The organism is Pseudomonas sp. LAMO17WK12:I10 (assembly GCF_900215185.1).
Lineage (GTDB): Bacteria > Pseudomonadota > Gammaproteobacteria > Pseudomonadales > Pseudomonadaceae > Aquipseudomonas > Aquipseudomonas chlororaphis.
In genome coordinates, this window is record NZ_OBDX01000015.1 from 17,030 (window position 1) to 32,153 (window position 15,124).

Sequence of the window (15,124 nt, forward strand, 5' to 3'; positions counted from 1 at the left end):
TTACTCCCAAGCGCTCCACTTGCCCGCCTCATACTTCAACCTATTACCTCTAGGGTCATAGTACTTCTGATAATTAGTAATAGTCCCAGACTTAAACCCCGAAGCCGGATCAATAATTCTAACCTCCAAACCATCTTTATAAGTGAATTTATAATACTCGCCAGCCTCGTGTCTTCCACCACCTGGATGATACTGAATCTCCGAAATTGTTGGATGCCCTTCAACTGTATATGCTTGGGCCCTTCCTGAGGTCCCTGAGCGAACACTTGGGGTCAGCGTTGCACCATCCATCTTATAAGATCGGACAAGATCATCTATTGACGCCCCCCAAACCTTATCCAAACTTCTTGGGATGCCAGCCTGTACAGCTAGATCTTCTCGCAAGCCTACCCGTGCATTTGCAGAGGTTGCAGGGATCTCTTTTGCAGAACCACTAGTCCCTTTTGCATCACCACGTCCAGGGTTGCTTCCTCCCAGTATGGCACCAAGCGCCACCCCACCCAACGCATTCTTAAATCGAGTGCTCTCTCCCTCATCAAGGGTCGCCAACTCTGTAGCAATAATGCTCCCAGCAGCAAGGTTACTGTTGGTGATAATCAGCCCGATGACTGTCGCTTCATCATATTTTCCACTAGCTGACAATGTCTTTGCCAGCGCCAGCAGTTTCGGATCGTCCTGAAGTAGCTTTTGTGACAGGCGATCACAAAAACCAGGTGAGTTCCGACAAAGCTCTGGAAGCTCCTTGTTCCTTGCCTCGTCTAGCTCTGCATACCGCTCCCGAACCTTATTTTTGTCCTCTTCGGTCTTTTGCTCATCAATTTCACGCAGCATCTCCTCCGACTCATGATGCAGGAGCCAGTTGTACTGCGTTGCATTCTTCGCAACCCAACTCCCCTTCTCCATCTTGGCCGCATCAGCATCGCTTTGTGCCGCAGCCGCCAGCACCCCAACGATCTGTGAACTCATGGTCAACAGGTTCCCATTCCCCTTGACCAATGTGTCCAGCTGCACCACCAGCGCCTCGTTCGCCCCCGCCGCCAACGCACCGGTCTTGAAGTCGCCTCCAGTTGCCTTGGACAGCAAGCCACCTACCATCGCGTGGACCGCTATTTTTGGCAGAGAGCCATTCGCCAAGACACCTTGGGTGTAATCACCCACTGCGTTGAAGCTCGCCGCCGCCAGGGTGTTGAACAAGACATTTTTCAGGGTTTCGTTGGCGCTACCGCCTTGGCCCAAGGCCTTGTTCAGTACTAGCGACGTGCCATTCTGCAAACTCTGATTGGCTGCAAACTGGCCGATACCTTTCCATGTGCTCAGAGAGGGAGGAGCGATCTTGCCCGTCGCCGTGTTGGTTTCGGTTCCTGTCCACCCATCGAAATAGGCAGCCGTCAAACCAGCGGAAATACCTGAAACCGCATACCCCTTCATCGCATCGGAAGAGGTCACGTCCTTGAATACCGCGCCAAGGTTGCCGCGATTATTGACAGCGCTGACCGTTGCATTGGTCGAAGCGTTTGCTGCAACAGCACCGACCATAGCGCCCGTGGTACCACCGCCAGCCATGGCGGCAGCGGCAGGCCCGACGACCGCCGCCATCACGATCGCAATAATGATCTGCGAAGCCGGCCCGAGCCCGGAGTTGCTGTATTTGAAGGATTCGTGAATCTCCTTCACTTGGCGCCAATCCACATCGCCCCGTGCTTCGGCCTGTTTCAGCCAGGCCAATTGCGGATCGGCCTTCACCATCGCATCGATGCTCTGGCTGACGGTTTGCTGGTCCACCTGTTTGACGTCGATCTTCAAGCCGTCAACGGCTTTGATCACGATGTCGCCGGCGGCCAGCATCTGCGTCTGGCGCAGGGTTTCGTCGGTATTGCCCTTGCCTTTGGAGGAAACCCAGGCCGCGTTGTTGTTGGTCTTTTCGTGACTCTCCTGATGCAGATCCTTCACCCCCTCAAAGGTGATCTCCCCACCGCTCTGCACCGTCAGGTCATTGCCGCTTTCCAGCTTGGCGGCCTGATACTTCTGGTCGCCGCCGCTGACCAGGGTCAGGTCGCCGCCGGTGGTGATTTCGCTGCCGATGTTTTTCACATCGGTGACTTCGTCGCGCTTGGTCTGCTTGCTGCCAAAACTGCCCTTTTTCTTTTTGTCGTACAGCGAATAGTCACTGTCTTGCGCCGCCAGCAATTCGAGGTTGTTGCCAGCTACCAGGTAGGCTTCGTCGCCGGCAGTGATACGGCTGGAGATCAGCGCCATGTCCTTGCCGGCACTGAGCGAGACATCGCCGCCGGCGTTGAGGGTGGTGGCGACCTGGCTGACGTGGTCTTCCTGGCGGGTGACTTTTTTGGTTTTTTCGTAGGAGTGCTGTTCGTCGGCCGCCGAGGACAGGGTCAGGTTCTCGGTGGCCGCCATGGCGATGTTGCGCTTGGCCTCGATTTCGCTGGCGATGGCGTTGATGTCGCGACCGGCCTTGACCGTCAGGTCGCGGCCGGCGCTGACCTCGGCGCCGATCTGGGTGATATCGCTGCTGTAGTGTTTTTTACCCAGCACCAGGCTGTTGCTGAGCTCAGTGGACACCAGATTGGCGTCGCGCCCCGCGCTCAGGTTCATGTCCCGGCCGCTTTGCAGCACGCCGCCAGGGGTGCTGAGGTCACGACCGGCGGAAATGCTCATGTCGTTGGCGGCTTCGACACGCGCGGCGCTGTTGGCGTAATCCTTGTGCGAATAGCCCCGTGCCACGCTGTCCGCCGAGGTGACGCTGCGCTCGTTGAGCACATCGCCGCCGATCGCCGTCATGTTCACGTCGCGCCCGGCGATGATGCCTCCGGCCTTGTTGACGATGTCGTTGCCCGCCAGCAGGTCCAGGCGTTTGCCGGCCTCGATCAGGCCGCTGTTGACCAGGTTGTTGCCTGCGGTGGCCGACAGGTTGTTGGTGGCACGCAGGGTGCCGACGTTGTCGAGGTTCTGCCCGGCGATCAGGCTGACATCGTTACCGGCAATCAAGGCACCGGTCGGGCCGAGGCGGCCTTCGGCCTGGGCCAGGTACAACACCGGCACCAGGACTTTTTCCCCATTCACTGCGTGCTCTTCGAGCCAGACGATGTCGTGGGTCAGCGCCGCGACCTGCTGTGAGGTCAGCGTCACACCCACCGACAAGCCGAGCTGCTGCTTGCTGGTAATGGCGTTGTCCATCAGGTACTTGAAGAGTTTTTCGTCCGAGGTCTGGCCGTCGATAAAACGCTGGCCAGTGCGGGCGACGACCGCCTGCTGGATCAGCTTCTGCTCATAGAAACCATCGCCCAGGCGCTTCTGGCTCTCGTCGGGGTTATAGCCCAGGTTGGCGAGCAGATAGTCCGAGCTCATGAACTGTTTCAGGTCAGTGAGCACCGGATTGGTTTCAATCAGGTACTTCTGCGGATTGGGCTTGAAACTGCTATCCGGCAGGCCCTGCACCCGGGCCAGGGTTTGGCTGGCCACAGGTGTCGCGACCATTGCACCGGGGGTTTGGCTGTTCCCAGGCGTGGTCACGCCGGTCGAGGGGGCCAGCGGCAGCGTTGGCACGCTCAGGTCCGGCCCCGTGGCAACTGCGCTATGGCTGGCGCCTTCGACCTGCACGGCTCCCACCTGAGTGATCGCGCCAGCATGGCCCTCATAGCCTGGCAACAGCAGGTTGCCGCCATTGTCGGTCGGGGCACTGACATCGAGCGCACTGGCACCCACGTTGCTGTCGGTGACCTGGCGAGTAACCCGGGTCAGTTGCCGATCGCTGGAGGCCACTGGGGCAACATCGGCAATCTGGAAGCTACGCGCCTGAATATCCGGCAGGTTCTGTTGACGCTGGGCGGTGCTGACCGAGGCGCTGCCCATGCTCCAGTCTTGCGGCCCGCTATTGGCCTGGGTCGCCTGCTGCACCGCTGCGCCCTGCCCACTCAAGCGGAACAGGCCGTTTTGCCCTGTTGGTAATGTGAAGCCGGGCAGGCTCAGCGGGTTGACTTGTTGCTGGGCCAGATCGGGAGGCAGTTGGCTATTGATCCGCACAACGGTGGTGCCGCTGGCATTCACCTGGGTGTCGGCGACTTTATTCGTACCACCGCCGACGCTGTAGTCCTGATGGATGACGCTGTTCTGCAGGTCCTTGGCGGCGGTGATCGAAACATTGCCGCCTGCCTGGATGACCGCATTACGGCTGCCTGCGGTGCTAACGGCACCGCTACTGTCCTTGGCGATTTCAACATCGCTGAGCAGCGTGTGTTGCGCCAGCTGGCTCGGCAGTTCAAGCAGGTTGTTCGGGTCGTACTGGGAAAACGTCGTCTTTTCGAAGCCGTATTTCAACCCAGGAAAGACAATGTTATAGACACCTTCCGTGTTGACGCCCGCCCCCGTATCGGCGTCTATGAGAGACACCCCATCATACGTTTGAGGGTCTGGCCCACCATCGCTGTAACTGGTCGATTCAGGTATGCCCTTGTGGATGTTATCTGCCAGATCGAGGTAGTACACATACGGGAAATCAGGATTGTTGCGCTGGTTGTAGGGCGTCAGGACATCGTCGAAATACTGCCAGGTAGCACCCGAGCCCATATCGTAGACCTTGTACAGGCGCGTGCGCTCGATGGTCCCGTTCTGCGCGCCGATGTTCTGCAGGCTGTCGGCGGTGATATTGATATTGCCGCCCGCGCTCACCGTGCTTTTGCTATTGAGAAAGCTGCCGCCCTGGAACACCAGATCCCTGCCGGCGGTCAGCACCGCCGAGGCACTGGTGTCGTTGTCGATGCTCTCGTAGACCTCGCGGGCCGCCAGAGTGAAGGTGTAAAGGCTCCCTTTGCAGTCGTTACAGATGTTGGCGATAAAGCCCGACAGCAGCTTGCGACTGCCCGACGCCACCGCGCCATCGGTCCGGTTCTGGAACACATCGGCGTTCAGCGCGAATACCCCGCCGCTCTCCATCGAACCGGAGACGTTGTAGACCCCCGCGGCCCGGGCAGCGCCGCCATAGCCGCCGATCGCCACGTTGCCGAGCCCGTACAGGTCGCCGTTCTGGTTGGTCAGGTTGGCGACGCTCAAGGTCATGTCGCCGCCACTGAAGATCAAACCTTTCTGGTTCAGCAGGCTGGACGTACCCAATTGCAGGTTGCCGCTGCTGCCCAGGGTCCCGAAGTTGTTGATCGAGCCGGCATTGACGTTCATCCCGGAAGCAGAAGTCATGCGCCCATAGTTGTTGAGCTGCCCGCCGATATTGATCGTGGCATTGCCGCCGCTGGCGACGCTGCCCGCACTGCCCAGGCTCACCGACGCGGCCGTCAGCCCCAGGTCGCCCAGGCTGGTATAACGCCCGTTGCCGCCATAACTGCCGCCCAGGTTCAGGCTGGCCGTACCGTCGCTGGCAATCAGGCCATCGTTGGCCCAGTTACCGCCGTTGCCCACCAGGCTGGTGGAGGCCAGCAATTGCCCGCTGCCGGTCTGGGTCAGGTTGTTGACGTTGATGGTCAGGCGCCCGGCCTGGATCACGCTGCTGTTGGTCCAGCTGTCGGCAGCGAGCGTCAGCCCGCCTCGGGTGACGAGACTGCCGCCGGCATTGGTGACGTTGGCCGTGGCGATATCGAAGGTGCCGTTGCCCACATGCAACAAGCTGCCGCCCTGGTTCTGGAAGCTTGCGGCATTCAGGGTCAGGTCACTGTTGGCGCTTTCCAGTTTGCCGTTGCGGTTGTCGAACAGGCCGCCGATCTGGAAGTCGGTCTTGCCGCCGGTGCCCAGGGCCCGAAGCTGGCCGGTCTGGTTATCGAGGCTGGCGGCACGCACGCTGAGGGTGCTGTCGCTCTCGATGATGCCCATGCGGTTGTTCAAGTGACCGTTGAGGCTGAGGTCGATCCGGTTACCGGCGATCTGGCCGTCGTTGTCGCCGCTGTTGTCGAAATTATTGCCGCTGATGTAGACCAGGCCTTTGGCATACAGGCCGCCGTTACGGTTGTCGAAGTTGGCGGTGGTGATCAGTGCATCGCCGCCCTGGGCCGAAATGCGCCCGCCATAGTTATCGATGCCGCCCAATACACTGAGGTTCAGGCGCTGAGCCTGAGTGATGCCGCCCTGGCGGTTGTTGGTCAGGTCGTAGCCATTTTTCAACACGCCGACGACACGGGCTTCGAGAGCGCCCTTGAGGCTGGCGAGGGTACCGCCGCGGTTATCGAGATTGGTGGCGCTGACCTTGAGATCGCCGTTCTGGGCCAGGAGCCGGCCGCTCTGGTTGTCGATATCGCCGGTCACGGCCAGGTTCAACGCGCCCTGGCTTTGCACGGTGCCCTTGGCGTTGCCCAGGCTGGCGGCAGTGAGTTGCAGGTTGCCGTTCTGGCTGTAGATCAGGCCGTCGCCGCTGTTCTGGACAGCACCGGAGCTATTGATGACCAGGGTGTCATTGCTCGCGACAGTGCCGCGATTGCGGTTATCCAGGCCACCGCTGAGCACGCTCAGCAACCCCTGGCTGACCAATTGGCCGCCCTGGTTGTTGATCTGGCTGCTACGGCTGATCACCAGCGGACCGCCACTGGCCAGTTTGCCATTGGTGTTCGTCAGGTTGCCCAGCAGGTCGAGGTTCACCGCGCCATTGCTGGCCAGGCTGCCGCCGGAGTTATCCAGGGTCGTGCCGGTAAAGCCCAGCGACTGCTGGGCATTGATGTTGCCGCCGTTGTTCAAGGCCATGGCTTGCAACGTCAGGGCCGCGCCGCTGTCGATCGAACCACCCAGCGTATTGTTCAACAGCCCGCCAACGGTCAGTAACTGGGCCCCGCCGCTGGACAGAATGCCTGCGCTGTTATCCAGGCTGGCCGCCTTGACGGTCAGGGTCTTCTGGCTGACCAGCGCGCCGGCGTTGCTGTTGAGCAAGGCACCGCTGACGCTCACATCCAGGTCGCCACTGCGGCTGGACAGCGTGCCGTTGTTGCGGTTGTCGAGGCTGCCGCCATTGACTGCCAGCCCCTGCCAGCCAGAGATCAGGCCGCCCTGGTTGAGCAAGGTGTCGCCTGTCAGCCCCAGTTGGTTCTGGCTGATCAACTTGCCACCGCTGCTGTTCAGCGTACGACCGATAAGGTTGAAACTCTGGCTGCTGGAAATCTCCCCATTCTGGTTATTCAGGTCGCGCAAGCGGTTGATGCTCAGCGGGCCTTTGGCGATCAGCAAGCCATTGCGGTTGTCGAGGTCACTGCCCGACAACTCGAGACGCACACCGCTGTCGCCCAGCAGGCGACCGCCATTCTGGGTCAATGCCCCCAGGGTCAAGGCCATGTCGCCTTTGGCCGACACTTCCCCGCCGTCATTGGAGTTCAGGCTGTGGGCGGTCAGGCTCAAACCGCCCTGGCTGTTAATCAAGCCGTTGGCGCTGTTGTTCAGTGCCATTGCATTGAGGGTCACGGCGCTGCCAGCGAGCAGGGTTCCCCCCTGGTTATTCAGGTCAGCGCTGCCGAGTATCAGGTTCTGCTTCGCGTTGATCAGGCCTTTGTCTCGGTTGCTCAACAGGCCGGCAATATTCAGGTTCAAATCGCCACGGCTGTTAACGGTTCCCTCGGCGTTGTCCAGGCTGGCGGCGCGTACATCGAGGGCCGCCGCGGCAATCTGGCCTTTGAGGTTGCTCAAGGCCTGATTGACGCGCAGGGTCACGGCCTGGTTGCCGAGAAGCTTGCCGTTGCTGTTGTCGAGGCTGTCGGCGACAAGCGCAAAGGCCTGGGCACTGGAGATTTCACCGCCCTGGTTGTCAACGCCCTTGAGGTTGTCGAGCACCAGCGACGGCGCATTGATCAGGCCGTTGCGGTTATTCAGTTGCCCCTGGTGCAGGTCGAGGGTGAGACTCGTTTCGCTGAAGAGCTTGCCGCCCATCTGGTCGAGGCCGGTAACGCTGGCCATGAGGGCCTTGACGCTGCCGATGCTGCCGCCGTCCCGATTGGTGACCTGGCCCGCACTGAGGGTCAGGCTGTCGCCACTGTTCAGGCTACCCTTCTGGCTGTTGTCGAAGGCGCCAGTGGTCACGCCGACCACTCCCTTGCCGCTGATCACGCCTTGCTGGCGATTGTCGAGGCTGGCGCTGTGCAGGTCGACGCTGCCGTCGCTGACCAATTTCCCGCCCTGGTTACCGAGTGCAGCGCTGACCTTGACCTTCAAGGCACCTGCGCTCGACAGGCTGCCGCCGGCGTTGCTCAGGTTGGCGCCGGTGACATCGAGTGTGCCTTCGCTGCTGATCTGGCCCTGATCGTTCGTCAGGTCGCTGCCCAGGCCCAGCCGCAGGTCCTGCCCGCTGAGCAAGTGACCTGCGGTGTTATCCAGGGTCTGGCCATCCAGGGTCAAACCCGCCTTGCCGTCAATCAAGCCCTGATTGCGGTTGAACACCTGGCCGAGGGTCATGGTCAAGCCCATGGCCGCGATGATTTGACCACTGTCGCTGTTGTCCAGGCGGTTGCCGGTCAGGCTGATACCGGCGCTGCCGGAGAGTTCGCCGCCCCGGTTGTCGATCTCGCCGACCTCGAGTTTCAGCGCTTTTGTAGCCGCCACCAGGCCATCCTGGCGGTTGTCGAGCGTGCTGGCGGTCAGATTCAGCGCACCGCTGGCGATCAATTGACCGTTCTGGTTGTCGAGGGTGCCGAGGCTGGCCGACACATCGGCCTTGCCGGCCACCGAACCATCGCGGTTGTCGAGACGGTTGGCCGCCAACAGCACTGCCCCGTCGCCGATCAGCGTGCCATTGCGGTTGTTGAAGGTCTGGGCCACGCCCAGATCGACAGCGCCACGGCTGCTGATCATGCCGCGGCTGTTGTCCAGAGAGGCGCTGCGGCTATCGAGGGACGCAGCGGAAACCAGCCCGTCGAGGTTGTTCAGGAGCTGCCCGATGCGCAGGGTCAGGCCCTGGTCGCTCAGCAGCTTGCCACCGCTGTTGTCGACGTTTTGCGCGGTGACGGTGAAGGCCTGGGCACTGGAAATTTCGCCTTTCTGGTTGGCGACGTCCTTGAGGTTCTTGAGTACCAGCACGGGCCCGTTGATCAGGCCGTTGCGGTTGTCGAGCTGGCCGTTGTTCAGGTCCAGCTCCAGACGGGTCTTGCTGAAGAACTCGCCGCCTTGCTGATCCAGGCCCGTGACGCTGGCGGTCAGATCCTTTTCACTGGCAATGCGGCCGGCGGCGCCGTTGCTGACCTGGGTGGCAGTCAGCTCCAGCGTACCGTCACTGGTGAGGTGGCCGCCCTGGCTGTTGTCCAAGACACCGGTGGTGACATCGGTTGCGCCCTTGCCGTTGATCACGCCGTTGTGGCTGTTATCGAGGCTGGCGCTGGACAGGATCAACCCTTGGTCGGTGATGATCGAGCCACCCTGGTTGAGCACTGCCCCCAGGCTGGCAAGCGACAGGGCGCGGGCGCCGCTGAGCTTGCCCGCGGTGTTGTCCAGCGTGGCGACATTGAGGGTCAGTGCCTCTTCGCTGCTGAGCAATCCGGTGTTGTTGAGCAGGGCCCCGTCCAGGCGGATATCCAGGCCCTTGAGACCAGAGAAACTACCACCGGCGTTATCGAGTGTGGTGCCGGTCAGGTGAGCCGCGCCCTGGGCAAACAGCTTGCCCTTGGTCTGGTTGATCAGTTGCGCCACGGTCAGCTGCAGGTCGCTAGCGGACAGCAGCTTGCCACCGTCGCTGTTGTCCAGACGCTGGCCCGTGTGGCTCAGGCTGCTTTCGGTACTGGAGATCTCCCCCGCCCGGTTGTCCGCCTGGTCGACATTGAGGGTCAATGCGTGGGTGCTGCCCACCAGGCCGCCGCGATTGTCGAGGGTCTTGCCAGTCAGCAGCAAACTGCCTTTGGCGACCAACTCACCCCCCTGCTGGTTCAGGGTGTCGAGGGTTGCGACCAGATCGCCCTGACTGGCGATCCGGCCTTTGCTGTTGGTGACGTCCAGGGCCTTGAGCGTCAACGGACCGACTGCACTGAGCAGGCCGCCGCTGTTGTCCAGTCGTGAGCCTTCATAGCCCATCGCCGCCTTGCCGGTCACCACGCCCTTATCGCGGTTATCCAACTGTCCGACCAGTAACTTCAGGTCCTTATCGGCCTGGATCAGCCCTCCCCGGTTATCCGCCAGGTCGCTGCGCAAGGTCAGCCGATCCTTGCCGGACAGGCTGCCGCCACGGTTATCCAGACGGCCGGTGGTCAGCTCGATGCCGCCGCCGGCCCTGAGTTTCCCCAACTCCCGATTGTCGAAGGCTCCAGCAACTGTTGCCGTCAGGCTGCCATCGACGGCCAGCAGCGTTCCCGCCGCGCGGTTGTCGAGGCTGCCGGCGGCCAGGTTCAACGCCTTGCCGGAGCCGACCTTGCCGCCTTGGTTGTTCAATGCCCCGCTCAACTCGACGCCAAGACCAAGGTCGGCCGTCAGCTGGCCTTGGGTATTGTCCAGACTCATCGCCTTGAAGGTCGATAACCCGGCACTGGAAACGGAGCCATTAACGTTGATCACCGCACCTTCGACGTGCAAGGCCAGGCCTGAGTCGCTGCCCATCTTGCCGGCCGTGTTGTCGATGCTAGCGGCCCGGACATCCAGGCCATCGGCCGACACCAGTCCCCTGACGTTGTTCAAGGCTTGGTCGATGCGCAGGACCAATGCGTTCTGACTGATCACCTTGCCGTCGGTGTTGTCCAGCGTTTGCGCGGCCAGGGTGAAGCCCTGGTCGCTGGAAATCTCGCCCTTCTGGTTCGCGACACCCTTGAGGTTCTTCAGCAATAACTGGCCTGGGGCGTTGATCAAGCCGCCCTGGTTATTCAGTTGGCCGTTGTTCAGGTCGAGGCTCAGCCCCGTGCTGCTGAACAGTTTGCCGCCTTGTTGATCGAGGCCGCTGACGCTGGCCGTCAGGGCCTTGGTGCTGGAGATGCTGCCTTGGGCGCCGTTGTTGAGCTGGCCGCTGCTGAGGTCGAGCGTATCGCCGCTGACCAGAGTGCCGCCCAGGTTGCTGACGGTGCCCGGGCTGGTGAGCTTCAAATCCTTGACGCTGGAGAGGTTGCTGCCGTCGTTGTTCAGGCTGCCGACCTTGAGCAGAACGGCGCCATCACCCTTGAGCGTGCCTCGCGCGTTGAGCAATTGCTCGCTCGCTGCAAGGTCCAGATTGCCTTTGGCGTAGAGATTGCCACCCTGGCCGTTGTTCAACCGCGCAGCCTTGACCTGCACAGCCGCCTGCCCGGACAACTGGCCATCGAGTTGGTTGTCGAGTTGTTCGAGGTTCAGGTTGATGTCGCCATTGGCGAGCAGTTTGCCGCCATTGCTGTTATTCAGCGTGGTCCCCGTCAGTTTCAGATAGCCCTGGCTGGAGACGCTGCCGCCCTGATTGTCGAGACTGCCACCCCCCAGGTTCATTCCCTGGACGGCGCCCAGCGAACCGCCCTGACGGTTATCCACTCGGTTGGCATTGAGCGTCAGGACGCCACCGGCGCTGACACTGCCGCTGCGGTTATCCAGAACGCCCGCCGTGTTCAGGTCGAGGCCGCCCTTGCTGACGACTCGTCCCTTGAGCTGGTTGTCGAGACTGGCACTGTCGAGGGCCAGCCAATCGTTCGCTGACAACAGGCCGGCCTGGTTCAGCAAGTGCCCGGCAATTTTCGCTCTCAGGCTCGAACTGCTCAGCAGCGTGCCTTGGCTGTTATCGAGGCTGGCGCTGTTGACCAGCGCAGCGCCGGTGCTCTGGACCCGGCCGCCCTGGTTGTTGAAGGTACCGCTGGCGTTGACATTCAAAGCACCGCCGGCCGCTATCAGACCGGCGACGTTATCCAGGGAGGCAACATTCAAGCTCACCCCGGCGAGGCTGGATATTTCAGCGCCAGCATTACCCAGCGCCGCCACATTGGCGACCAGTTCACCATTGCTGCTCACCAGTCCACCCTGGCTATTGAGCAACTGGTTGGCATTCAGATTCAGGCTACCGCTGCTCAGCACCCGGCCCTTGTTCTGGTTATCCAGGGTCGCGGCGCTGACATTGGCGCTCTGCCCCGCGCTCAAGGTCCCGCCCTGATTGTTCAGGGCTTGTGCCGCGTTCACCCTCAGATTGCGGCTGGCGATCACGCTCTTGCCGCTGTTGTCGAGGTGCTGCGCGCTCAGGCTGACATCGCCATTGGCATTGCGGCTGTTGTCGGCATTGACCCCGGCTTCGATGATGCCGCTGTTGGTCAGGCGGCCGCCGGCGCTCAGGGTGATGCTGTCGCGCGCGGTCAGGTTTTGTCGGTTGTTCAAGTCGCCCTGGGTTTGCACAGTGAGTGCGCTGCCGGCATGGACCGATCCTTGGGCATCCAGACTCGCCGCCGTGACCTTGACCGCGCCATTGGCAGCCGCAGCGTCGACCATGCGCAGATGGCCATTGGCATCGAGCTGGATATCGCCGCCGCTGGCGATCAGTTTGCCGTCGAGTTTTACCCCGACCCCGGCTTCGGTGCCCACCAGCCTGATCGCCCCGGCATACATCCCGCCCAGGGCCGAAGAGTCGATCGCCAGTTCCGGCTTGGCGCTGCCGTCGTCGGCGCGCGCCGTGGCGTTCAGGGTGCGGGCGTCGACGTCGTTGCGGCCGGTGACGATGGTCAGGTTTTTCGCCTGGATCTCGGCGTTGATCTTGGCGCTGCGGGTGATGATCTCGAAGCTGTCGACGTTGCTGGCGTTGAGCTGCGCGCCGTCGATGGTCACCTGCCCCTGATCGACCTGGTAACGGCTGAGCTGGCCGTTTTCGATCACCGGCTTGCCGGTGGTCAGGGTGGCTTTCGGGGTGTTGATGAAGCCGCAGCCGTTGCAACTGATGCCATAAGGGTTGGCGACAATCACATGGGCCGACTGCCCTGCCACTTCGGTGTAGCCGCGCAGCTGGCTCGGGCTGCCGCCGTTGACTTCGTTGAGGATGGTTTGCGCCGCGACGCCCTTGAGGTTCGGGTTGCCGACGATGATCCCGCCCAGTTGGGTGTTCTGCGTGCGGTCGGTGGCGTTGTTGAGGATCAGCCCCTGCTGGCCGACGTTGTAGTCGTGGAACTGGTTATGCGACAGGCCGCTGCCATTGGGCGTGGCGATGTTGACGATCGGCACGCCGTTGCCCGCCTGGCCCAGGCTGGTGCCCGGCGCGCTGACCACGATGCCCTCCGCCTGGGCCCACAACGGTTGCCAGAACATGGCGTTGGCCAGCAGGAACGCCAGGCTGCGCTTGGGCAGGCCGCAGAAATGCTCGCGGTCTTTCACACGCGCAGAAGGTTGGCGAGCCAGGAAAGCGAATTGGCGAACGTCCATGTCGAAAATCTCGAAAAAGCGTTGTTAGAGGAAAAAATCCACGCGGAAGTAGATCGGCGCTTCGCGCTCGCTCAGGACATCCGGGCGTTCAAGGGAATGGGCGAAGGTCACGCTGGTCGCCAGGTGCCGGCCGCGGGCGAACAGCTCCAGGGAGTTGCTCGACAGGCGCCCGTGCTGCTCGCCGTTGTAGCGATCGCCCCGGATGACGCCCTGGTCGTAGCCCAGGCTGCTGCCGTACTCAGTGAACAGTGGCTGGAGCCAGGCCCAGGTCACCGGACGGCTCCAGCGCAGGTCGTTGCGCCAGTAGCCGCCGCTGTCGCCGGACAGCGACTGATCCTTGTACCCGCGAATCGACGACTGCCCGCCCAGGCTGGTGCGCTGCGGGCTGAACAGCACGTCTTCGCTGCGCTGGCCGGTCATCAGGCTGCTGAAGCTGAACGACTCGCCCCACAGCTTGAACGGCTGCAGGTAACTGAGGGTGGCGCTGTATTTGCGGTAGCGCGCATTCGGCTCGCCGGGTCCCGGGTGGCCATTGTCCTGGGCGTCGAAAGCGCCAATGCCGTTCTGCATGCCCAGGTCGAGGTTGACGAAGGCACCGCCGATGCGCCGGCCGTGGTTGATGCCGAACTGGGCTTCGCTGAGGCGATTGCTGCTCAAGGCCAGCTTGCTGTCTTCGATGAAGTTGTTGGTGCGCAGGTAGGCCAGGCCGGCATTCAGCGAGGTCTTGCTCACCGCGTCACGCAGGATCACCCGCTCGGCGCGCAGCTGGTGGTTCTGGCTGTCGCCGGTCTGCTTGAAGCTGAAACCATTGGCCTGGGCCTGGGAGCGGTACTCGCTCTGGCTGTAGGTGTAACTGAAGTTCCACCAGCCCCAGGGCAGGTTGTAATAGAGCATGGCGTTATTGGAGGTGTGCTGGTGATCGCTCATGGCATCGTGGCCACCGCGCAACATCAGTTGGTCGGCCAGCCCCAGCGGGCTGTCCCAGTCAAAGGTGGTGCCCCACTGCTGCTCACCGGTGCTGCGCTGACCGTCGTTGCTGCGTGACAACCCGGCCCGCCAGGGCTTTTGCGCGGTGTTCTTGACCAGCACTTCGCTGCCACCGACCTCCTTGCCGGGCGCCAGCTCCATTTGCGCCTGGTTCGACGGCAGGCGGTTGAGCTGGTCCACCAGTTGTTCGATTTCCCGCAGGTTGACCCGCTCGCCGACCTTCCCGGGAAAAGCCATGGCCAGCTCGCGCTCGGACAGCTGGCTGTCGGCCGCGCCCTTCAAGCCTTCGAGCCGGCCCTCGACCACCAGCACCTTCAAGTGGCCGCCGGACAGGTCCTGCTGCGGCAGGTAGGCGCGGCTGGTCACCAGGCCCTTCTCGAGGTAGTGATCGGTGATGACCTTGAGCAGCTCGTTGAGCTGGCTGACACCCAGGCACTGACCGATATAGGGCTTGAGCAGGCGCGCCTGCTCGGCGGCAGACAGGCTGTCGGCGCCCTTGAGCTCGATGTCCTTGATCGGGAAACAGCGGGTGTCGGCAGGTGCGGTCGGCGCCGTGGGGGCCGCCTCTTTACCGGGCAGGTCCTTGAGTTCTTCCAGGCGCCGACGCTGCTCTTCGAGCAGGCGGTCCTGGCGTTCGCGGATCAGGTCGGTGTCACCGGGGGTGGGAGCGGCATGAACGAGGTGCAGTGGAGTCAGGCACAGCAAAGCCAGGCACAACCTCCCCGCGAGGGCGGGTGAGTACATGTTCGGTCCCTCGAAACAACTGATATCAAAATAGTGGCGCGATGTTAATTTGCCATTATTTTGCCGTCAATCATCCGCCGGGCCGGCCGATAGGCGCCGGTCTTCTCCATGGATCCGGGCAGAAAATGGCAAA

The 15,124-nt window shown here is 62.0% G+C and carries 2 protein-coding genes; both read right to left on the bottom strand.

Translation table 11 applies throughout. The features are described 5' to 3' along the window. The gene (locus tag CRO75_RS17225) at nt 1-13,260 is read right to left on the bottom strand and encodes a filamentous hemagglutinin N-terminal domain-containing protein (RefSeq protein WP_239990598.1); all 13,260 of its coding nucleotides are present in this window, start codon (nt 13,258-13,260) and stop codon (nt 1-3) included. Between the two features lie 24 nt (nt 13,261-13,284). After that, a complete protein-coding gene (locus CRO75_RS17230) occupies nt 13,285-14,991 on the bottom strand; it encodes a ShlB/FhaC/HecB family hemolysin secretion/activation protein (RefSeq protein ID WP_097137009.1) in 1,707 nt (568 codons plus the stop codon). Between the last annotated feature and the right edge of the window lie 133 nt (nt 14,992-15,124).

What these genes read in the sequence shown, in the direction of transcription:
- CRO75_RS17225 (WP_239990598.1), bottom strand. Translation starts at nt 13,260, where the DNA reads ATGGACGTTCGCCAATTCGCTTTCCTGGCTCGCCAACCTTCTGCGCGT.
- CRO75_RS17230 (WP_097137009.1), bottom strand. Translation starts at nt 14,991, where the DNA reads ATGTACTCACCCGCCCTCGCGGGGAGGTTGTGCCTGGCTTTGCTGTGC.